The following is an 18,872-nucleotide window of genomic DNA, read 5'->3' as shown; positions in this document are numbered from 1 at the left end:
GCCACATGACGGCGTCATGTGCGGAGGTGATACACGTCATGAGCCTTATCTTCTCCTTCACGGCTTCTTTGCGTGCTGGCTTTGCGTCAGCGTTATCCTGTTTCCCGTCTTTATTTCTTTCCTGCCACCCTTTTATTCGCTTCGGTAATTATCCCGACACAAGCGCTGGCTAACCTCTGACACGTCAACGTGGGCAAGTGGCCCGACCGACGTGGTGTGAATTATTCGCGGCCCTTTTTTCCCCTGTCGTGGCGGAGTGTTTTACACTTAGGTCATGCAAGGGGATTATCTGGGCGCGTGACGCTGACAGAGCATGACGTAATATGTGGCAACGAATTTCCCTACATCCGGCTGTTGAGTCGGATTACAGTATTATCTTTCAACGGAAAATTGAGGTTCGTGATGTCTGACGGCATGAAGAATATCAAGGGTTCGTCAGCTGGCGAACAAGGTGCTCTCCGCTCTATGCAGGAGGTGGCGATGAACGATCAGGATGCCAGCCTGATGCTGCGGACCTATAACATTGCCTGGTGGGGCAATAACTATTATGACGTGAATGAACTGGGTCATATTAGTGTCTGTCCCGACCCGGATCGCCCGGACGTGCGCGTTGATCTGGCAAAACTGGTGAAAGAACGTGAGGCGCAAGGCCAGCGTCTGCCGGCGTTGTTCTGTTTTCCGCAGATCCTTCAGCACCGCCTGCGCTCAATCAACGCCGCGTTCAAACGCGCGCGTGAATCCTATGGCTATACCGGTGACTACTTCCTGGTTTATCCCATCAAGGTTAACCAGCACAAACGCGTGATTGAATCGCTGGTGAACTCCGGTGAGCCGTTGGGCCTTGAAGCCGGATCAAAAGCGGAACTGATGGCGGTGCTGGCGCATGCCGGCCACACCCGCTCAGTGATTGTCTGTAACGGTTATAAAGATCGTGAATACATTCGTCTGGCGCTGATCGGCGAAAAAATGGGGCACAAGGTTTATCTGGTTCTGGAGAAGATGACCGAAGTGCGCCTGGTGCTGGAAGAAGCGGAACGCCTGAATGTGGTGCCCCGCCTCGGCATTCGTGCGCGTCTGGCGTCGCAAGGTTCCGGTAAATGGCAGTCGAGCGGTGGCGAGAAATCCAAATTTGGCCTGTCTGCCACGCAGGTGCTGAAGCTGGTTGAAATCATGCGCGAAGCCGGACGCATTGACAGCCTGCAACTGCTGCACTTCCACCTTGGCTCTCAGATGGCGAATATTCGCGATATCGCCACCGGCGTGCGCGAGTCGGCACGTTTTTACGTGGAGCTGGCGAAGCTGGGCGTTAACATTAAGTGCTTCGACGTCGGCGGCGGCCTGGGCGTGGATTATGAAGGGACGCGTTCACAGTCTGACTGCTCGGTAAACTACGGGCTGAATGAATACGCTAATAATGTTATCTGGGCCATCGGTGCCGCCTGCGACGAACACGGACTTGAACATCCTACCGTCATCACCGAGTCAGGTCGCGCCGTAACGGCGCACCATACGGTGCTGGTCTCTAATATCATTGGTGTTGAGCGGAACGAATTCAGCAAACCTGAAGCGCCCGATATCGATGATGCGCCACGTCCTATCCTGAGCATGTGGGAAACCTGGCAGGAGATGCACGAGCCGAATACGCGCCGCTCTCTGCGTGAATGGCTGCACGACAGCCAGATGGACCTGTTTGATATTCACACCGGCTATTCGTCAGGCATTTACAGCCTTAAGCAGCGCGCCTGGGCTGAACAGCTGTACCTGAGCATTTGCCATTATATTCAGCAGCATCTGGATCCCAGCAACCGCGCACATCGCCCGATTATTGATGAGCTGCAGGAGCGCATGGCGGATAAGATCTATGTGAACTTCTCGCTGTTCCAGTCGATGCCGGACGCGTGGGGCATCGATCAGCTCTTCCCGGTGCTGCCACTGGAAGGCCTGAATAAAAAGCCCGAACGTCGGGCCGTGCTGCTGGATATCACCTGTGACTCCGATGGCACCATCGATCACTACGTGGACGGCGACGGCATCGCGACGACCATGCCGATGCCGGAATATGATGTGGAGAACCCACCGATGCTGGGCTTCTTTATGGTCGGCGCGTACCAGGAAATTCTGGGCAACATGCACAACCTGTTTGGTGATACCGAAGCGGTGGATGTCTTCGCATTCCAGGATGGCGAAGTGGAAGTACAGCTTTCCGATGAAGGCGATACCGTGGCCGACATGTTGCAGTATGTGCAGCTGGACCCCAATGAGCTGATGACGCTGTTCCGTAAACAGATTCAGACCTCTGAACTGGACGAAGACCTGCGTGAGCAGTTCCTGCAGGAGTTTGAAAGCGGTCTCTATGGCTACACGTATTTAGAAGACGAATAACGCCCTGCGAAGCGCTTGCAGCCGGGCGGGACATTGTTGATAATCGGCGGCAACACATCCCTTCCTCGTCGGGCCTAACGACGCGGAGGGGATTTTTTTTATCTCAACCTGAAAAGGTGTGCGGGCCCGGCCCGGTTCAGACATTAACAGAGGACGACTTATGTACAATACCCTCGGTAATCAGTACGACAATTCACTGGTTTCTAACGCCTTTGGTTTTATGCGTTTTCCAGTCAATTTTCAGCCTTACGACAGCGACGCAGAGTGGGTGATCACCGGCGTTCCGTTTGATGCAGCAACCTCTGGCCGTCCAGGCAGCCGTCTTGGCCCTGGTGCCATCCGTCAGATTTCAACGAATCTGGCCTGGGAAGGCTGTCGCTGGCCGTGGGATTTTGACCTGCGTCAGCGCCTGAATGTCGTCGACTGTGGCGATTTGGTTTATGCCTTTGGCGACTCTCAGGACCTGTCTGACAAGTTGCAGGCTCACGCAGAGAAGCTGCTGGCTAACGGTAAACGTATGATGACGTTTGGCGGCGATCACTACGTCACGCTGCCGCTACTGCGTGCCCACGCGAAGCACTTCGGTAAAATGGCGCTGGTGCACTTCGACGCGCATACCGATACCTATTCTAACGGCCCCACGTTTGACCATGGCACCATGTTCTTTACGGCGCCAAAAGAGGGCCTGATCGATCCGCAGCACTCCGTCCAGATCGGTATCCGTACCGAGTTCGATAAGAGCCTGGGCTTTAACGTGCTGGATGCGGCACAGGTTAACGACCGCAGCGTGGACGATATCCTGGCGGAAATTAAGCGCACCGTTGGCGATCTGCCGGTTTACCTTACCTTTGACATTGACTGCCTGGACCCTGCGCATGCGCCGGGTACCGGTACGCCAGTGATCGGTGGTTTAACGACCGACAAAGCGACCAAGTTGATTCGGGGTTTGCAGGGCATGAATATTGTCGGGATGGATCTGGTGGAAGTGGCCCCGGGCTATGATCACGCCGATCTGACCGCGCTGGCTGCCGCAACGCTGGCACTGGATATGTTACACGTTCAGGCCGCCAACAAAGGCTAATGCCACAGCGGGATAACGCAGCGTTATCCCGCTGATTCAGGCTTACTTGCTGTCTGCCGCGATACGATCGCGAATGTGTTGTGCGCGGGCTTCAGAATCAGGGTGCGAATCGAACATAGAGCTCTGGCGACCCTGTTCCAGTTTCGCCAGTTTTTCAAAGCTGGTCGCTAATCCGACAGGGTCAATTCCCCGTTTTTTAAGCAGATCGTAAGAGTAGTCATCCGCCTGCGTTTCCTGAGTCTGGGAGAACTGCGCATTCACCAGTTTTTCGCCCATATCGCCCAGTTGTGACTGCGACAGCGAGCCAATGATGCCTCCTACGGACGCGGCAGCGGTGCGCGCGGCGGTCGTGGTAAAGGCAACCTGCATCGCTTTACGTGTATGGCCCAGCGCGACGTGACCCATTTCGTGCCCCAGCACCGCCTCCACTTCATTGTCGTTCATCATGTCCATCAGGCCGCTGTAAACGCGAATACAGCCGTTGGCCATCGCCCAGGCATTCACATCTTTGGTCTGGTAGACCTTATAGTTAGCCGGCGTACCGTTAATGTTGTCGCCCAGTGCGGCCGCGATTTTATTCAGACGTTGCTGGTATTCGCTGTTCGCCGGCGCGACCTGATTGTCTTTGTCCATCTGGGCACAGGATTGATCGCTCAACTGCTTCACCTGGGCATCGCTTAATGTGTACGCCTGGAAAGCCTGTGCACCTGACTGCAGCAGGCCGTTGTTATTCATCCCCTCGCAGCCGCTTAACAGCGCGATCATCCCCAAAGCCAGTACCGTTTTCTGAATTTTCATTCCATCTTCCCAATAGTAACAAGATAAAAAACAATCACCTGACGCGGTGGCTGGTGATCGAACTTACTGGTTATAGTCGGCGGTAAACCGTTTTGCTAGCAGACATTACCGGAAAAGCCAAACGCGCCGGGCATATTTCGCGTTTTACGACATTACTTTTAGGCCGTTTTTCATGTACATTGTTGTGAAAGTTTCCCCTCGCTTTGCCCGATAACTGATTAATTACAAAAGGTTAAGGCGCAAATCGTTAATCCGAAATGGAGTAGAAGATGCCCTCTCGTAAAGATCTTGCCAATGCCATTCGCGCGTTAAGTATGGATGCAGTGCAAAAAGCTAAATCGGGACATCCGGGTGCCCCTATGGGCATGGCGGATATCGCCGAAGTGTTATGGCGTGGCTACCTGAATCATAATCCAACTAACCCATTGTGGGCTGACCGCGACCGTTTTGTGCTGTCGAATGGTCACGGTTCGATGCTGATCTACAGCCTGCTGCATCTGACCGGTTACGATTTGCCCATCAGCGAACTGGAAAACTTCCGTCAGCTGCACTCTAAAACCCCGGGTCACCCTGAGTACGGCTACACCGTTGGTGTGGAAACCACCACCGGTCCGCTGGGCCAGGGCATTGCCAATGCCGTGGGTTTTGCCATCGCTGAGCGCACATTAGCGGCGCAGTTCAACCGTCCGGGTCATGACATCGTAGACCATAACACCTGGGTGTTTATGGGCGATGGTTGCATGATGGAAGGCATCTCACACGAAGTCTGCTCACTGGCCGGTACGCTGAAGCTCGGTAAGCTGGTGGCCTTCTATGACGATAACGGTATTTCAATCGATGGCCATATCGACGGCTGGTTTACCGATGACACCGCTAAGCGTTTTGAAGCCTATGGCTGGCATGTGGTGCGCGGTGTGGATGGGCATAACGCGGATGCGATCGCGAAAGCCATCGAAGAAGCGAAAGCCGTAACCGATAAGCCTTCACTGCTGATGTGCAAAACCGTGATTGGTTTCGGTTCACCAAACAAAGCGGGCACCCATGATTCACATGGCGCGCCACTGGGTGACGACGAAGTGGCCTTGACCCGTAAGCAACTGGGTTGGGAGTATCCGCCATTTGTTATCCCGTCTGAGATTTATGCCGAGTGGGATGCTAAAGAAGCGGGCAAGGCGAAAGAAGCCGCGTGGAATGAAAAATTTGCCGCTTACGCCAAAGCCTTCCCGGAACTGGCTGCCGAATTCAAACGTCGCATGAGCAACGAACTGCCAGCTAACTGGCAGCAAGAGTCGCAAAAATTCATTGAGCAGTTGCAGGCGAACCCGGCGAAAATTGCCAGCCGTAAAGCTTCGCAGAATGCGATTGAAGCGTTTGGTAAGATCCTGCCGGAATATCTGGGCGGTTCAGCGGATCTGGCACCCAGTAACCTGACTATCTGGTCGGGATCTAAGCCAATCAATGAAGATGCTGCGGGTAACTACATCCATTATGGTGTGCGTGAGTTTGGTATGACCGCGATTGCTAACGGTCTGGCCCTGCACGGCGGTTTCCTGCCTTATACCGCAACCTTCCTGATGTTCGTGGAATATGCGCGTAACGCGGCACGTATGGCTGCGCTGATGAAGATCCGTCAGATCATGGTGTATACCCATGATTCAATCGGTCTGGGTGAAGATGGCCCGACGCACCAGCCTGTTGAGCAGATGGCAAGCCTGCGTACGACGCCGAACATGAGCCTGTGGCGTCCGTGTGACCAGGTTGAATCTGCCGTGGCGTGGAAATATGCCATTGAGCGTAAAGACGGCCCAAGCGCCCTGATCTTCTCGCGTCAGAACCTGGCACAGCAGGAGCGTACACCCGAACAACTGGCCAACGTGGCCCGCGGTGGTTATGTCCTCAAAGACAGCGCAGGCACGCCAGAACTGATTCTGATTGCCACCGGTTCCGAAGTGGAACTGGCCGTCGCGGCTTACCAGAAGCTTACCGAAGAAGGTCGCAAGGTGCGCGTGGTGTCTATGCCATCGACCGATGCTTTCGATAAACAGTCCGAAGAATACCGTGAATCTGTTCTGCCAAAAGCCGTTGCGGCGCGCGTCGCTATTGAGGCTGGTATCGCCGATTACTGGTTTAAATACACCGGGCTGAACGGGGCTATTGTTGGGATGACCACCTTTGGTGAGTCGGCTCCTGCTGAGAAGCTGTTCGAAGTGTTCGGTTTCACGCTCGACAACGTTGTCGCAAAAGCAAAAGCGTTGCTGGCGTAATGCCACAATCCTGACGCGTGCCTGCGCGTCAGGATAGCAATAAAAAGGGGGCGCTTTCTGCCCCCTGACTGACGCAATTATTCCTGGAGTAATCGCTCATTTTTGCTCAATTATGTGATGCAGATCCAAAAATTCGCAGCTCGCTTGATCGCAGTCATTCCTGTTATTCCTCACTTCTATTATTCTCGCTGAACCGTTTCAGTTATGGCGCGTTCACCCTGCATCGGGTAAGAATCTCCTGTACAAAACGTGGTGAAACGCTCAGGCTATCTGCACCTTTTTTTCAGTCTGGTTTGGCAGGAGAAAGATGACCATTCGGGTTGCAATAAACGGCTTTGGTCGCATTGGACGCAACGTGTTGCGTGCACTGTATGAAACGGGACGCCGTGCTGAAATCACCGTGGTGGCGATTAATGAGCTGGCGGAAGCCGCAGGCATGGCGCACTTATTAAAATACGACACCAGTCATGGCCGTTTTGCACTGGATGTTCGCCAGGAGCGGGACCTGCTGTGGGTGGGAGAAGATACCATTCGTATTCTGCACCACGCCGGACTGGACGCGCTGCCCTGGCGCGAACTCAATGTCGATGTGGTACTGGACTGTACCGGCGTTTATGGTTCCCGCCAGGATGGTGAAGCCCATCTGCGCGCTGGCGCTAAAAAAGTCCTGTTTTCCCATCCGGGTGGTCACGATCTTGATGCCACCGTCGTGTACGGTGTTAACGAGCAGGAACTGAAACAAACGGACTGTATTGTCTCGAATGCCTCCTGCACCACCAACTGCATTATTCCCGTGATTAAGCTGCTGGATGATGCGTTTGGGATTGAGTCGGGCACGGTGACGACGATCCATTCGGCGATGCACGATCAACAGGTGATCGATGCCTATCACAGCGATCTGCGCCGCACGCGTGCAGCCAGTCAGTCTATTATTCCGGTGGACACGCGCCTGGCGGCAGGCATTACGCGTATTTTTCCGAAATTTAACGATCGCTTTGAAGCCATTGCAGTGCGTGTGCCGACGATCAACGTGACCGCCATTGATCTCAGCGTTTCTGTGCGTCAGCCGGTTAAGGCCTGTGAGGTTAACGCCTTGTTGCTGAGCGCGGCAGAAGGGGCGTTTCGTGGTATAGTTGACTATACGGAGTTGCCGTTAGTCTCAATAGATTTCAACCATGATCCGCACAGTGCCATTGTGGACGGTACACAAACGCGGGTCAGCGGTCAGCATCTGATCAAAACCCTGGTCTGGTGCGACAACGAATGGGGCTTTGCTAACCGAATGATCGACACGACGTTAGCGATGGCCGCAAGCGGTTTCAGGTAAGACGCGGTTTGCGTCTGGCAAAACTTATGAGAATCAACGAGAGGGTTCACCATGTCCGTAATTAAGATGACCGATCTGGATCTTGCTGGCAAACGCGTTCTAATCCGCGCCGATCTCAACGTGCCGGTAAAAGAAGGGAAAGTGACGTCAGATGCACGTATCCGTGCGTCTCTGCCTACCATCGAAGCAGCCCTGAAGCAGGGCGCTAAAGTGATGGTTACCTCTCACCTGGGTCGTCCGACCGAAGGTGAATACAACGACGAATTCTCACTGCTGCCTGTAGTGAACTACCTGAAAGAAAAACTGAACGGCACCCCGGTAACGCTGGCGAAAGACTACCTTGACGGCGTCGATATCGGCGCGGGCGAGCTGGTTGTGCTGGAAAACGTTCGCTTTAACAAAGGCGAAAAGAAAGACGACGAGGCGCTGGCAAAAAAATACGCAGCACTGTGTGACGTGTTCGTGATGGATGCTTTTGGCACCGCGCACCGCGCCCAGGCCTCTACACACGGCGTGGGTAAATTTGCGCCTGTCGCCTGTGCGGGCCCGCTGCTGTCGGCTGAGCTGGACGCGCTGGGTAAAGTGATGAAAAACCCTGAGCGTCCGCTGGTGGCCGTCGTCGGTGGTTCAAAAGTCTCAACCAAATTTGATGTGCTGCAGTCGCTGGTCAAGATTGCGGACACCGTGATTGTCGGCGGTGGCATTGCGAACACCTTCGTCGCTATCGATAACAAAGTGGGTAAATCGCTGTATGAGCCAGACTTTGTTGAAGCGGCAAAAGGCCTGCGCGATCAGTACGGGATTCCTGTCCCAACCGACTCACGCGTTGGCACGGAATTCTCTGAAACTGCCCCGGCAACCGTGAAAAAGGTTTCGGAAGTGGCAGATAACGAAGAGATTATGGACTTCGGCGACGAAACCGCTCAGGCCATGGCAACCATCCTCAAGAATGCGAAAACCATTCTGTGGAATGGCCCGGTTGGTGTGTTTGAGTTCCCGAACTTCCGTAAAGGCACCGAGATTGTCGCTAACGCGATTGCAGACAGTGACGCGTTCTCTGTTGCAGGTGGCGGTGATACGCTGGCTGCTATCGATCTGTTTGGCATTGAAGACAAAATCTCCTATATCTCGACGGGCGGCGGCGCGTTCCTTGAGTTCGTTGAAGGCAAAAAACTGCCTGCCGTTGCCATGTTGGAAGAGCGTGCGAAGCAGTAATCCTTTGGGGGCGGTGCCTGGCGGCACTGCCTGAAAACTCGCCCGATACCGGGCGTTTAAATCGCTGTCCCCATGTTGGGGATAACCGGTCACGAAACAGGACACAATCATGTCTAAAATTTTTGATTTCGTAAAACCCGGCGTTGTCACTGGTGACGACGTTCAGAAGATCTTCAAAGTAGCGAAAGAGAATAAATTCGCTCTGCCAGCGGTTAACTGCGTCGGTACTGACTCAATTAACGCTGTGCTGGAAGCCGCCGCGAAAGTTAAAGCCCCGGTTATCGTACAGTTCTCTAACGGCGGTGCTGCGTTCATCGCCGGTAAAGGTTTTAAAACCGACAAGCCACAGGGCGCCGCCATTTTCGGTGCGATCTCTGGCGCACAGCACGTGCATCTGATGGCTGAACAGTATGGCGTGCCGGTTATCCTGCACACCGACCACTGTGCCAAAAAACTGCTGCCGTGGATCGACGGTCTGCTTGACGCAGGCGAAGAGCACTTCAAAAAAACCGGCAAGCCGCTGTTCTCTTCTCATATGATCGACCTGTCTGAAGAGTCACTGGAAGAAAACATCGAAATCAGCAGCAAATACCTGGCGCGCATGGCGAAAATCGACATGACCCTGGAAATCGAACTGGGCTGCACCGGCGGTGAAGAAGATGGCGTGGACAACAGCCACATGGACGCTTCTGCCCTGTACACCCAGCCAGAAGACGTGAACTACGCGTACGAAAAACTGAATGCGATCAGCCCGCGTTTCACCATTGCGGCATCCTTCGGTAACGTCCACGGCGTTTACAAACCCGGTAACGTGAAACTGACCCCAACCATCCTGCGTGACTCCCAGAAATTTGTCTGTGAAAAACATGGCCTGCCGCACAATGCGCTGGATTTCGTGTTCCACGGTGGTTCAGGTTCTTCTGCTGCAGAAATCGAAGAGTCTATCAGCTACGGCGTGATCAAGATGAACATCGATACCGATACTCAATGGGCGACCTGGGACGGTATTCTGCAGTACTACAAAAAGAACGAAGGCTATCTGCAGGCGCAGCTGGGTAACCCAGAAGGCGCTGATAAGCCGAACAAGAAATACTACGATCCACGCGTCTGGCTGCGCGCTGCGCAGGCATCCATGGTGGTGCGTCTGGAGCAGGCGTTCAAAGAACTCAACGCCGTTGACGTTCTGTAAGTAGCGTTGCTCAGCGCTGAGGTCGTCAGGACGTCAGCGTGACTGACTCTGTCCCGATCAGCCGATCGGGACTTTTTTTATCCCGCCTTTGCACACCTTTCTCTTTGCGCTTTTGATAAGTCGACGTCCGGTTACAGCGGCATCGCTCACCACCTTTTATGCTCAAAAACTTCTCAACAGGGAAGGGCGAAGCGAGGGGAGTCAAACGCATTGTGGCGACGATTCAGGCTGCCCGTCCTCATTATGGTGCCATGTAATTTGGCACCAGGCTAAATAATTGATTACCCTTAATCCCTGGGTGTCGGATTACATCTGGCAGTTTTTGTTTTTCCCCTCGGGGATTCATCAACAGGGCTTACAAATGGAAGACTTGAATGTTGTGGATGGTATCAACAGTGCCGGTGGCTGGTTAGTACACAACCAGGCGCTGATTCTGAGTTATGCCGTGAATATTGTTGCGGCTGTTGCCATCATTATTGTCGGGATGGTCATCGCCAGAGTGATTTCAAACGCCGTTAATCGTCTGCTCATCGCGCGTCATATTGACGCCACCGTGGCAGACTTTCTTTCCGCGCTGGTTCGTTATGGCGTCATTGCGTTTACGGTGATTGCTGCGCTGGGACGCGTTGGCGTGCAAACCGCGTCGGTCATTGCCGTGCTGGGTGCGGCGGGTCTGGCCGTCGGCCTTGCGCTACAGGGCTCATTGTCCAATCTGGCAGCCGGTGTACTGCTGGTCACGTTCCGTCCTTTCCGTACCGGTGAGTTTGTTGATCTGGGCGGCGTGATGGGCACCGTACTGAATGTGCAGATTTTCTCGACCACACTGCGGTCGGCGGATGGCAAGATTGTGGTGGTGCCCAATGGCAAAATCATCAGCGGGAATATCATCAACTTCTCGCGTGAACCCGTGCGCCGTAATGAATTCATTGTCGGCGTGGCCTATGAAGCCGATGTGGATGAGGTGATTGCCCTGCTGCGTGAAGTGGTGGAAGCCGATCAGCGTGTCTTAAAAGATCGTGGCATCCAGATTGGCCTGAATGAATTGGGCGCTTCATCGCTGAATTTCGTTGTGCGTTGCTGGAGCAACAGTAGCGATCTGCAGGACGTTTACTGGGATCTGCTCAAGAACTTCAAACGTGCGCTGGATAACAAAGGCATTGGTATTCCTTACCCACAGATGGATGTCCATCTGCATCAGGTGAACAAACCTGACGCGGAAACTGCGGTCACCCGTTAAGCCGATGGGCGGCAGCCGCCGCCCATTAAAATGGCTAATGACGTATTAATTTTTTCCATTTCCGCTAATCATATCGGCTTCCCTATAATGCCTGACATCTGACTGATGTAAGGATATTTCCCGTGTTATCGATTTATTTTCAAGGGCTTGCTCTTGGGGCCGCGCTCATTCTGCCGCTGGGGCCGCAAAATGCTTTCGTGCTTAATCAGGGCGTGAAACGGCACTATCATCTGATGACCGCCACGCTCTGCTCGCTGAGCGATGTTGTGCTGATCTGCGCGGGGATTTTCGGGGGAAGTGCGCTCCTGCAGCAGTCGCCACTGCTGCTGACCGTGATTACCTGGGCAGGTGTGGCCTTTTTGCTCTGGTATGGCTGGGGCGCATTACGGACCGCTTTTAGCCGCGAGCTGGCGCTGGCGTCTGGCCTGGATATCCGGCAGAGCCGAGGCCGGATCATTGCCACCCTGCTGGCAGTCACCTGGCTCAATCCCCACGTTTATCTCGATACCTTTGTTGTGCTTGGCAGCCTGGGAAGCCAGTTTCCTGATACCCACGCGAGTCAGTGGTTCGCCCTGGGGACCGTCAGTGCCTCTGTGTTGTGGTTTTTTGGCTTAGCCCTGTTGGCGGCCTGGCTTGCGCCGTTACTGCAGACAACGCGCGCGCAACGCCTCATCAACCTGCTGGTCGGCGCGGTCATGTGGTTTATCGCGTTTCAACTCGCACAGCAGGCTATCACAGGATTTTGAGCAAAAGGTAAACGGAAACGGGTTATCCAGACCCGTTTTCCGAACTTTTGTCATTACCTTCACTCCAAGCAAGGCGTAATATGATGCGCGTGCCGGCTTCGGACCCGAAGCCACCGAACTGACCTTTCAAGGAGGACTTTCATGAAACTGAAAGCATTGGCGCTTGTCGCGATGATGAGCGCAGGGGCATTGCCTTTAAGCGCACAGGCTGATGAACTGCCAAACGGACCGCATGTTGTGACGTCAGGCAAAGCGACGGTTGATGCCCGCCCGGATATCGCGACGCTGTCAATTGTGGTGAATGTCTCATCGAAAGATGCCGCAGAGGCAAAGAAACAGGTCGACAGTCGTGTTGCGCAGTATTTTGATTTCCTGCAGAAAAACGGCATCGAGAAAAAGGATATTGAAGCGGCCAACCTGACCACGCAGCCAGAATACGATTATACCAAAGACGGTAAATCACAGCTGAAAGGTTACCGTGCGGTACGTCAGGTTCAGGTGACCGTCCGCCAGCTGGACAAGCTGAATGAGCTGCTTGACGGCGCGCTGAAATCGGGCCTGAACGAAGTTCGCAGCGTCGAGTTAGGCGTCGCCAATCCTGAGCGCTACAAGCAGCAGGCGCTGAAAGCCGCCATCAAAAATGCGACTCAGCAAGCCACAGAACTGGCAGAAGGCTTTAACGCCAAACTGGGGCCAATCTACAGCATTCGCTATCAGGTCGCTAACTACCAGCCTATGCCGATGAATCGCATGTTTAAAGCCTCCGCGGCAGCGGCCGATACTTCCGCGCAGGAAACCTACGACCAGCAAAGCATTAACTTCGATGACCAGGTTGATGTGGTTTTTGAGATGAAACCCAATACGGCACAGTAAGCCTATCGATGCTGTCGTGAAGCCATCAGCGGCCGTGTTTACCAGGTGCGCTTTGCGCCGCTGATGCGGTGCCTTTCCATCGCTCAGCAACCTGACGGACTGTCGCAGTCGGCCTGTTCCTTTGCCGGCGGCGCTTTTCCCCCGCATCCCTGCGGGGGCAATCTCTGGTTGATTCCCGCTTTTCAGCGCCCGGTATCACCTGCTGAAATCACGCCCCTGATGGCCATGGAGCCGTGCTGCTTTTAGCAGGGTAAACTCTCACTGCAACGCCTGACGCTTGCTGCGGCACAGGGGATTATTCTCTTTAGTTCAGCAGAAGCCCGGACAGGCTGCCCGGTTCCGGGCGGTTTGTCAGGAGAATCAGCAGACCGGGAATGCTGCCCGGTAGCGGCAGAGAGTCGCGTTTGACACGCACCGTCCCCCAGTTTATCCGGCCTTCACTTTCGCCTCTGGCCGCTATTCCATCGTGTCCTGACGCAGAACCCGATGACCATGCGCAATCAGCGCATCGGTTACCCGACGCATCAATCGGCTTTCCGGTGCAAAACGGTGCCAGTACAACATCCGGCGCTGATACAGCCCCGGTGTCAGATCGATCAGCTCACCGCTCGCCAGTTCGCGCTCAATCTGCAGATGCGGGATCATACAGCAGGTCGAGCCCTGCCGGGCCATCTGCACAAAGGCTTCAGAAGAGTTAACGATATGGCAGGGCACGCTGCCCGGCGAAAGATCGAAGTTCTGCTGTAAAAAGGCCTGATGCATATCATCCAGATGGTCAAATGCGACGGCAGGCGCTTTCAGCAACGCGGAGCGGGTGACGCCGTTGGGAAAAAAGCGCTCGGCAAAGTCACGTGAAGCCACAAACAGGTAATCCAGGGCACCCAGTTGATCAACCAGACAACTGGGTAAAGGCTGGGGCTGGATACTGACTGCGCCGACCACTTCGCCACGTCTCAGACGTTCCTGCGTACGGGTTTCATCTTCAACCTGGAGGTTAAGGCGCACCGGCGAATCGGCCAGCACGTCTTTTAATGCAGGCAACAGCCAGGTGGCCAGACTGTCGGCGTTCACCGCCAGGGAGAGCAGTAACGGCGTCGTACCGCTGATTTCATCTCCCAGCCACTCTTCCTCCAGCAGTTCAACCTGGTGCAACAGCGCAAGCAGCTTTTGCCCCTGCTCAGTGGGACGAGGGGGCACGGTGCGAACCAACAGCGGCTGACCAAACAGGTTTTCCAGCTGTTTGATGCGTTGCGATACGGCCGACTGGGTGATGCACAGTTTTTGCGCAGCACGTTCAAAGCCTCGTTCACGTATCACTGCGTCCAGCGCCTGAAGCGTTCTGTAGTCCGGGCGTTTCATTATTCTTTTCTCTCCTTCAGGGTGGACGTTACGATGCCACAAATGTGCCTGAGCAAAAGTCTGGGGTATTTTTGTGGGCTGGCTTCCAAAGCATTAAATCCGCCCAATGCATCCGAGCATTTTCAGCAAACCTTGCTTTATACTACGCGCATTTTCTTATCGCACAGGTTCTAAACATACCATGACGCAGGATGAACTGAAAAAAGCTGTTGGTTGGGCTGCACTTAATTATGTCCAGCCAGGTACGATCGTCGGCGTGGGAACAGGCTCTACCGCTGCCCATTTTATTGATGCGCTCGGCAGCATCAAACACCAGATTGAAGGTGCCGTGTCCAGTTCTGAAGCCTCCACGCAAAAGCTCAAAAGCCTCGGTATTCAGGTGTTTGATTTGAATGAAATCGATGACCTGGCCATCTATGTTGATGGTGCCGACGAAATTAATCCCCAGATGCAGATGATCAAAGGCGGCGGTGCCGCGCTGACCCGCGAAAAAATCGTCGCGGCCGTGGCTAAAAAGTTTATCTGTATTGCCGATGCATCGAAAGAAGTCGACGTGCTGGGGCGTTTTCCGTTGCCCGTTGAAGTGATTCCCATGGCACGCAGCTACGTCGCGCGTGAACTGGTCAGGCTGGGCGGTTTGCCTGAGTATCGCCAGAATGTCGTCACTGACAACGGTAATATCATCCTGGACGTGCATAATCTGCGTATTCTGGATCCCATTGAGCTGGAAAAAACCATTAACGCGTTACCGGGCGTCGTCACCGTCGGGCTCTTCGCTACCCGGGGTGCCGATGTGGCGTTGATTGGCGGACCGGATGGGGTCAAAACGCTGAAAAAATAACGCGACGGGCGCATAATTTGCGCCCGCGTTTTTTAATTAAAAAAAAACTTTTCTCGCCAGGCTGAAATTTGGTGACTTATGTCACATAAGCGTCATCAACAGCGGGTTCATTCTCCCCGATGCGGCCAACCCACGATTTTGTCCGGCAAAGTTTGGCTTCTGAATCCAGCCAGCCAGCCGGTCAGGCAATCGTTTGTATTGCTGCTGGCGTTTTTTTTGATATTTTGACTGCTGGCTGACTGCGTTCAGTCCTCGTTGAATTCTGAATAGGGTTGGGAAATGGCAAAGGTTTCACTGGAAAAAGACAAGATTAAGTTCCTGCTGGTGGAAGGTGTCCACCAGAGCGCGCTGGACAATCTTCGTGCTGCAGGTTACACCAATATTGAATTCCACAAAGGCGCACTGGATAGCGAGTCATTAAAGGCTTCCATCCGTGACGCGCACTTTATCGGTATCCGTTCCCGTTCCCAACTGACTGAAGAGATTTTTGCCGCAGCAGAAAAACTGGTCGCTGTGGGCTGTTTCTGTATCGGTACCAACCAGGTTGATTTAAATGCGGCGGCAAAGCGCGGTATTCCCGTTTTTAACGCCCCGTTTTCTAACACGCGATCGGTCGCCGAACTGGTGATTGGCGAAATGCTGCTGATGCTGCGTGGCGTGCCAGAAGCGAACGCCAAAGCCCATCGCGGTGTCTGGAATAAGATTGCTAAAGGCTCATTCGAAGCGCGCGGTAAGAAGCTGGGCATTATCGGCTATGGTCACATTGGTATGCAGTTAGGCGTGCTGGCTGAGGGCCTGGGCATGCACGTGTATTTTTACGATATTGAAAATAAGCTGCCGCTGGGTAATGCCTCGCAGGTGCGAAGCCTGACGCAGTTGCTGAATATGAGCGATGTCGTCAGTCTGCATGTGCCTGAAACCGCCTCGACACAAAATATGATCTCTGCTGATGAGCTGGCGCAGATGAAACCTGGCGCGCTGTTAATCAACGCCTCACGCGGCACCGTCGTGGATATTCCGGCACTGTGTGACGCGCTGGCCAGCAAGCAGGTCGGGGGCGCGGCCATTGACGTGTTCCCGGTTGAGCCAGCCACAAACAGCGATCCGTTTGTCTCGCCACTGAGTGAGTTCGATAATGTCATTCTGACGCCACACATCGGGGGTTCCACCGAAGAAGCGCAGGAAAACATTGGTATCGAAGTCGCAGGCAAACTGGCGAAATATTCCGATAACGGTTCAACGCTGTCTGCAGTGAACTTCCCTGAAGTGTCCTTGCCGATGCACGGCGTCAGCGCAAGCCGTCTGCTGCACATTCATGAAAACCGTCCGGGTGTGCTGACCGCAATTAACCAGATTTTTGCCGAACAGGGCATCAATATCGCCGCGCAGTACCTGCAAACCTCACCCATGATGGGGTATGTGGTGATTGATATCGATGCCGAGCATGAACTGGCAGAGAAAGCGTTGCAGCTGATGAAGGCTATCCCTGGCACTATCCGCGCCCGTCTCCTCTACTGATTTATCGACATAATCAACCCAGGCGCACAACAGTGCCTGGGTTTATTCTTCCCACAACCACAGCGTTGACGGCGTCAGCACGGCGGGCAAAGGAATATCCCAGGCCGCCACAGGCAGCGAATCGACCAACTGGCAGTCGTGCGCGATGCCAACCGGTAAAAAAGCGTGCTGTTTCCAGTTTTGTAACGTGCGGTCGTAAAAGCCGCCCCCCATGCCCAGACGCTGACCACTGCGATCAAAGGCCACCAGCGGCACCATCATCACATCCAGTTCGTCCAGCGTAACCATATGCCGGATATCGAGTGGCGGTTCAGGAATACGTAGCTTGTTCGGGCTCAGCGGCGTTTCTGGCGTATAGCGCAGAAAAAGCAGATGACCGGCAGAGAAGGGATGAAGCACAGGAAGATAAACGCGTTTGTTCTGCTGCCATAATTTTGCGATAAGCGGACGCGTATTAATTTCCCCATCGACGGATAAGAACAGCGCGACGTTTTGGGCGTCGGAGACAGGCGCAAAGTTAATCGCGTGTTCCGCAAGCTGTTCGGCGGCAGTATGTTGCTGTTCCGGGGTTAAGGCGCGACGTAAATGACGAACATGCTGACGAATGTCCTGTCGCTGAAGTAAAGAGGGTTCTGACATGGTGTCCCCCAGAAGAAGTCGCCTGAGCGACGCACTATATCATGTCTGGTGGGGGATAATGCAGTACAACCAGAAAGGAGATCTCCGAGATGCCGCCGTAGGCTGTAACCCTTGAACCCTTGGTTCAAGGTGAACATGCCGTCGCAACCATCAGGCTTCTCGGACGGACCGAGCATGCTCACAGGTTGCGGAGCGTCACATTCTGTTGGTATGAAATATCGGCTCAGGGGACTGGCCCACTTGCAAACATCTCAGAGAAAATTGACTTCACCGTCAGTGTAGCACAGTGACCATGAAGTATTATTCGAACTTCGCATCCTGACGATCAGTTATGCGACCTTGCTCAACTAATGCCTGCTCTATCGTCTGCTGTAACATACGGATTCGTTGTTCCATATTAGCAGCATAGTCGCGCGTCTTGTTTTTTTCTTGTGCCAGTTCATGGCAAATGTTTAACGCGGCAATGAACACCAGTTGCTCTGTATTGGTGACTCTAGTGCGAACTTTTAAATCTTGCAACCGTTGATTGAGATCTTCCGCCGCCGCGTTCAGCGCATCTTGCTGTTCAGGCGGACAATTTACTCTCAAAGAACGACCAAAAATTTGTAAATCTACCGGTTGTGCAGACATGCCACCTTCCTGACTGATTACCTGGCTCGCCATTCCCTTAGCCTTCAATGGCCTGGGAGGCGGGCAACTATATAGACCTGAGAAATAAGATACAACCCCTTTTCTGGAAACCTTGAGGCAGCTAGTGGTAGCATACCACGAACTCTTACAGCCAACGACGATGAAAAATGATGTCTTCACAGAACGCAACCCCTGATTACAATGCGCTGGCGGCGGCGCTCTCACAGCACGGCGTCGGAATGACACCTGCCGAAATGCACGGATTACTCAGCGGTATTCTGTGTGGCGGTAATCAGGATACCAGCTGGAAAACGCTGGTCCACGATCTCGCGAATGAAGGCATGGCTTTTTCGCACACGCTGGCCCAGCCGCTGCAGGATTTGCATGCAAATATTACGACGGCGCTTGAAGAAGATGGCTTTCTCTTTCAACTGATGCTGCCCGACGATGATGACATCACCGTGTTTGATCGGGCGGACGCCCTGGCTGGCTGGGTAAACCATTTTTTACTCGGCCTGGGCGTAACTCAGCCTAAACTGGATAAGGTCACCGGCGAAACCGGCGAGGCCATTGATGATCTGCGTACTATCGCGCAGCTTGGCTATGACGAAGACGAAGATCAGGAAGAGCTGGAGCAGTCGCTGGAGGAGGTGATCGAGTACGTCCGCGTCGCGGCGCTACTTTGTCATGATACGTTCACGCGCCCGCAGCCAACCGCACCTGAAGTACAGAAGCCAACGTTACACTAAGCCAGATATCTCAGTTCAACAGGG

Annotated in this window: 16 protein-coding genes and 1 other RNA gene; 12 read left to right on the top strand and 5 right to left on the bottom strand. The window is 53.9% G+C overall.

Annotated elements, in window-relative coordinates:
• The first annotated feature begins 402 nt into the window (after nucleotides 1-402).
• Together speA and speB are read left to right on the top strand one after the other, a co-directional pair.
• The gene (gene speA / locus RAC65_RS15780) at nucleotides 403-2,382 is read left to right on the top strand and encodes a biosynthetic arginine decarboxylase (RefSeq protein ID WP_033739647.1); all 1,980 of its coding nucleotides are present in this window, start codon (nucleotides 403-405) and stop codon (nucleotides 2,380-2,382) included.
• Nucleotides 2,383-2,542: 160 nt separating this feature from the next.
• Entirely contained in the window at nucleotides 2,543-3,463 is a 921-nt protein-coding gene (gene speB, locus RAC65_RS15775; protein WP_033739645.1) for an agmatinase, read from the top strand.
• A gap of 42 nt (nucleotides 3,464-3,505) precedes the next feature.
• On the opposite strand, the gene RAC65_RS15770 is transcribed toward speB, so the two are convergent.
• Nucleotides 3,506-4,261: a M48 family metallopeptidase gene (locus RAC65_RS15770; protein ID WP_006120841.1), complete on the bottom strand. Its 756-nt coding sequence runs from the start codon at nucleotides 4,259-4,261 to the stop codon at nucleotides 3,506-3,508.
• A 269-nt stretch (nucleotides 4,262-4,530) separates the two neighbouring features.
• Between RAC65_RS15770 and tkt the strand changes: the two genes are divergently transcribed.
• The 7 genes from tkt to RAC65_RS15735 all read left to right on the top strand — a co-directional run bounded on the left by tkt (nucleotide 4,531) and on the right by RAC65_RS15735 (nucleotide 13,112).
• Nucleotides 4,531-6,525, top strand: a complete 1,995-nt coding sequence (tkt, locus tag RAC65_RS15765; RefSeq protein WP_054633204.1) for a transketolase — start codon at nucleotides 4,531-4,533, stop codon at nucleotides 6,523-6,525.
• Nucleotides 6,526-6,832: 307 nt separating this feature from the next.
• Nucleotides 6,833-7,852, top strand: a complete 1,020-nt coding sequence (gene epd, locus RAC65_RS15760; protein WP_033739643.1) for an erythrose-4-phosphate dehydrogenase — start codon at nucleotides 6,833-6,835, stop codon at nucleotides 7,850-7,852.
• A gap of 51 nt (nucleotides 7,853-7,903) precedes the next feature.
• Nucleotides 7,904-9,067, top strand: coding sequence for a phosphoglycerate kinase (gene pgk, locus RAC65_RS15755; RefSeq protein WP_033739641.1), 1,164 nt, complete (start codon nucleotides 7,904-7,906; stop codon nucleotides 9,065-9,067).
• 109 nt (nucleotides 9,068-9,176) lie between these two features.
• Nucleotides 9,177-10,256, top strand: a complete 1,080-nt coding sequence (gene fbaA, locus RAC65_RS15750; protein ID WP_039339288.1) for a class II fructose-bisphosphate aldolase — start codon at nucleotides 9,177-9,179, stop codon at nucleotides 10,254-10,256.
• Nucleotides 10,257-10,617: 361 nt separating this feature from the next.
• A complete protein-coding gene (mscS, locus tag RAC65_RS15745) occupies nucleotides 10,618-11,493 on the top strand; it encodes a small-conductance mechanosensitive channel MscS (RefSeq protein ID WP_006120836.1) in 876 nt (291 codons plus the stop codon).
• 122 nt (nucleotides 11,494-11,615) lie between these two features.
• The gene (gene argO / locus RAC65_RS15740) at nucleotides 11,616-12,239 is read left to right on the top strand and encodes an arginine exporter ArgO (RefSeq protein WP_375096869.1); all 624 of its coding nucleotides are present in this window, start codon (nucleotides 11,616-11,618) and stop codon (nucleotides 12,237-12,239) included.
• Nucleotides 12,240-12,380: 141 nt separating this feature from the next.
• Nucleotides 12,381-13,112, top strand: a complete 732-nt coding sequence (locus RAC65_RS15735) for an oxidative stress defense protein (RefSeq protein ID WP_006120834.1) — start codon at nucleotides 12,381-12,383, stop codon at nucleotides 13,110-13,112.
• 456 nt (nucleotides 13,113-13,568) lie between these two features.
• On the opposite strand, the gene RAC65_RS15730 is transcribed toward RAC65_RS15735, so the two are convergent.
• Entirely contained in the window at nucleotides 13,569-14,471 is a 903-nt protein-coding gene (locus tag RAC65_RS15730; protein WP_006120833.1) for a LysR family transcriptional regulator ArgP, read from the bottom strand.
• Nucleotides 14,472-14,652: 181 nt separating this feature from the next.
• Between RAC65_RS15730 and rpiA the strand changes: the two genes are divergently transcribed.
• Together rpiA and serA are read left to right on the top strand one after the other, a co-directional pair.
• Complete coding sequence (rpiA, locus tag RAC65_RS15725; RefSeq protein ID WP_375096868.1) at nucleotides 14,653-15,312, top strand: ribose-5-phosphate isomerase RpiA; 660 nt, start codon at nucleotides 14,653-14,655, stop codon at nucleotides 15,310-15,312.
• A gap of 279 nt (nucleotides 15,313-15,591) precedes the next feature.
• A complete protein-coding gene (serA, locus tag RAC65_RS15720) occupies nucleotides 15,592-16,830 on the top strand; it encodes a phosphoglycerate dehydrogenase (RefSeq protein ID WP_006120831.1) in 1,239 nt (412 codons plus the stop codon).
• A 42-nt stretch (nucleotides 16,831-16,872) separates the two neighbouring features.
• On the opposite strand, the gene RAC65_RS15715 is transcribed toward serA, so the two are convergent.
• From RAC65_RS15715 to zapA, 3 genes are all read right to left on the bottom strand, one after another.
• The gene (locus RAC65_RS15715; protein ID WP_033739632.1) at nucleotides 16,873-17,469 is read right to left on the bottom strand and encodes a 5-formyltetrahydrofolate cyclo-ligase; all 597 of its coding nucleotides are present in this window, start codon (nucleotides 17,467-17,469) and stop codon (nucleotides 16,873-16,875) included.
• A gap of 77 nt (nucleotides 17,470-17,546) precedes the next feature.
• Nucleotides 17,547-17,730: non-coding RNA, 6S RNA (gene ssrS, locus RAC65_RS15710), on the bottom strand.
• A 39-nt stretch (nucleotides 17,731-17,769) separates the two neighbouring features.
• Entirely contained in the window at nucleotides 17,770-18,099 is a 330-nt protein-coding gene (zapA, locus tag RAC65_RS15705; protein WP_006120829.1) for a cell division protein ZapA, read from the bottom strand.
• A 170-nt stretch (nucleotides 18,100-18,269) separates the two neighbouring features.
• Here zapA and RAC65_RS15700 point away from each other — a divergent pair, with 170 nt between their 5' ends.
• Complete coding sequence (locus RAC65_RS15700; RefSeq protein WP_006120828.1) at nucleotides 18,270-18,848, top strand: YecA family protein; 579 nt, start codon at nucleotides 18,270-18,272, stop codon at nucleotides 18,846-18,848.
• The last annotated feature ends 24 nt before the right edge of the window (nucleotides 18,849-18,872 follow it).

Origin of the sequence: Pantoea sp. BS_8 (assembly GCF_041954965.1) — a bacterium.
GTDB classification, from domain to species: domain Bacteria; phylum Pseudomonadota; class Gammaproteobacteria; order Enterobacterales; family Enterobacteriaceae; genus Pantoea; species Pantoea stewartii.
Note: the sequence above shows the minus strand (reverse complement) of the source record. Positions and strands in the feature narration are given on the sequence as shown.

Excerpts from the sequence above, each read along its gene's own strand:
- speA (WP_033739647.1), top strand. The coding sequence starts at position 403 with ATGTCTGACGGCATGAAGAATATCAAGGGTTCGTCAGCTGGCGAACAA.
- speB (WP_033739645.1), top strand. The coding sequence starts at position 2,543 with ATGTACAATACCCTCGGTAATCAGTACGACAATTCACTGGTTTCTAAC.
- RAC65_RS15770 (WP_006120841.1), bottom strand. The coding sequence starts at position 4,261 with ATGAAAATTCAGAAAACGGTACTGGCTTTGGGGATGATCGCGCTGTTA.
- tkt (WP_054633204.1), top strand. The coding sequence starts at position 4,531 with ATGCCCTCTCGTAAAGATCTTGCCAATGCCATTCGCGCGTTAAGTATG.
- epd (WP_033739643.1), top strand. The coding sequence starts at position 6,833 with ATGACCATTCGGGTTGCAATAAACGGCTTTGGTCGCATTGGACGCAAC.
- pgk (WP_033739641.1), top strand. The coding sequence starts at position 7,904 with ATGTCCGTAATTAAGATGACCGATCTGGATCTTGCTGGCAAACGCGTT.
- fbaA (WP_039339288.1), top strand. The coding sequence starts at position 9,177 with ATGTCTAAAATTTTTGATTTCGTAAAACCCGGCGTTGTCACTGGTGAC.
- mscS (WP_006120836.1), top strand. The coding sequence starts at position 10,618 with ATGGAAGACTTGAATGTTGTGGATGGTATCAACAGTGCCGGTGGCTGG.
- RAC65_RS15735 (WP_006120834.1), top strand. The coding sequence starts at position 12,381 with ATGAAACTGAAAGCATTGGCGCTTGTCGCGATGATGAGCGCAGGGGCA.
- RAC65_RS15730 (WP_006120833.1), bottom strand. The coding sequence starts at position 14,471 with ATGAAACGCCCGGACTACAGAACGCTTCAGGCGCTGGACGCAGTGATA.
- rpiA (WP_375096868.1), top strand. The coding sequence starts at position 14,653 with ATGACGCAGGATGAACTGAAAAAAGCTGTTGGTTGGGCTGCACTTAAT.
- serA (WP_006120831.1), top strand. The coding sequence starts at position 15,592 with ATGGCAAAGGTTTCACTGGAAAAAGACAAGATTAAGTTCCTGCTGGTG.
- RAC65_RS15715 (WP_033739632.1), bottom strand. The coding sequence starts at position 17,469 with ATGTCAGAACCCTCTTTACTTCAGCGACAGGACATTCGTCAGCATGTT.
- zapA (WP_006120829.1), bottom strand. The coding sequence starts at position 18,099 with ATGTCTGCACAACCGGTAGATTTACAAATTTTTGGTCGTTCTTTGAGA.
- RAC65_RS15700 (WP_006120828.1), top strand. The coding sequence starts at position 18,270 with ATGTCTTCACAGAACGCAACCCCTGATTACAATGCGCTGGCGGCGGCG.